The organism is Halorubrum sp. AD140, assembly GCF_034497445.1.
Classification (GTDB): Archaea; Halobacteriota; Halobacteria; order Halobacteriales; family Haloferacaceae; genus Halorubrum.
In genome coordinates this window covers 1-1,595 of the sequence record NZ_JAXRUU010000164.1, presented here as the reverse complement: position 1 = coordinate 1,595, position 1,595 = coordinate 1, and the positions used below count along the sequence as shown (strand labels likewise).

Genomic DNA, 1,595 nt, shown 5'->3' with positions numbered 1-1,595 from the left:
CTCACGCGGGAGATTCCCGGATTCAGGGCTCCCGTTCGAGCGTCGCCTCGGCGTCGATCCCGTACACCGCGCGGGGGGTCTCGACGTGCGCCCGTCGGACCGCCTCGTCGTGTCCTTCCTCTAACAGCCACCGCACCCGCCGCGGGACGGTCTTCGGCCCCAGCACCATCCCCGGCCGGTCCGGGTCGTCGACGAAGTCCGTCTCCATCAGGAACGGCTCGTCGGCCTCGGCGGCGCGCTCCAACCGGTCCTTGTCGCTCATCACGCTCGGCGTGACGCCCGCTAACTCGCCGGCCCCGTAGTGTTTGACCACCTTCGAGGGGTCGAGGCCCACCTCGTCGGCGACCGCGGCGAGGTCGGTCAGGTCCTCGGTGGCCTCGGTGTGGAGCTGGACCGCGCAGTCGACGTCGGCCCCGAGCTCGAACGCGCGCCGCGTCACCGCGTTCGACGCCTCCCACACGGCGTCGCTCACGTCGTAGTGGGGCCGGCCGGACTTCAGCGCGAGCGCGTCGCCATCCGCGACGTACTCGCCCGCGACCTCGAGCCCGCCACGCATGAGGTCGCGGGCGTCGTCGGGCGGGAAGCCGCGCTCGTCGACGAGCCGACTGATCAGGCCGGGGTGGACGCCGAGGACGGGCCACGCGCGCCCCGGGAGCGCCTCCGTCGCGGCCGCGACCGTCTCCAGCGTCTCCTCGAAGACGGCCCGGAAGTCGTCCGGTTCGTCCGGCTCGACGCCGAGCAGCCACGAGGGCTTGTTCACCACGAGCAGGTGGGTGCCGCCGAGCCGGGCGAACTCCTCGACGGCCTCGACCCCGCGGCCGTGTCGCGGGTCGAGGTGGAGGTGATTGTCCAGCACGGGCGTGCCGAGATCCTCGGTCATGGGAAGGCGTTCGGCCGCGCGGGATTAGAAGGATCGGTCCCGGGCGGGCGGAGACCGAGTTTGCTCCGGGGCGCGCCGGCGGTGCGCAGTCGGCCGCTCAGTCCGCGCGGTTCGCGGCGAACGCCGCGTCGGACCGCGGGACCGTCACGTCGGCGAGCCCGGACTCGATCTCGTCGCGGCGGTCCTCGAACCGCCCGGGCAACACTAACCGCTCGCCCAGTTCGTCGAGCGGTTCGTCGCTCGCGTACCCCGGGTCCGCGGTGGCGAGCTCGAAGAGGACGCCGGCGAACTCGCGGAAGTAGACGGACCGGAACCAGTGGCGGTCGATCTGCTCGGTCGGGCGTAACCCCAACGACGCGACCGCGTCGCGCATCCCGGACTGGTCGGCGTCCGTCGGCGTCTGGAACGCGACGTGGTGGACCGTGCCGCGACCCGAACTGCCCGTCCGGTCCGTCTCGACGACGTCGACGTACTTGCCCACGGGGCCGCTCGCGGCGAAGCGGGTGCGGTCGTCTCCGGTCGCGGGGTCCGCCTCGGAGTCGACCTCCGTCAGCCCCATCGTCCGGAGGAGCCGCGTCGTGCGCTCGGCGTCGTCGAGCCAGAGGGTCACGGAGTGGAAGCCGCGGATCGCGGCCGACTCGGGGACGAACGCGGTCCACGCGGTCGTCGGGTCGTCCTCCGGAATATCGACGGCGACCAGTTCGACGGGGAGCCC

General features: G+C 72.8%; 2 protein-coding genes. Both read right to left on the bottom strand.

Annotation, left to right across the window (positions count from 1 at the left end):
• Window positions 1-22: 22 nt before the first annotated feature.
• Window positions 23-880 carry a TatD family hydrolase gene (locus U4E84_RS16990; RefSeq protein ID WP_322533285.1) on the bottom strand — a complete coding sequence of 286 codons (858 nt, stop codon included), beginning with the start codon at window positions 878-880 and terminating at the stop codon, window positions 23-25.
• Between the two features lie 97 nt (window positions 881-977).
• Window positions 978-1,595 (bottom strand): VOC family protein (locus U4E84_RS16985; protein WP_322533284.1); only part of this gene is annotated, 618 nt, incomplete at its 5' end.

Bases quoted from the DNA above. Each gene is read 5' to 3' on its own strand.
- U4E84_RS16990 (WP_322533285.1), bottom strand. From the start codon at position 880: ATGACCGAGGATCTCGGCACGCCCGTGCTGGACAATCACCTCCACCTC.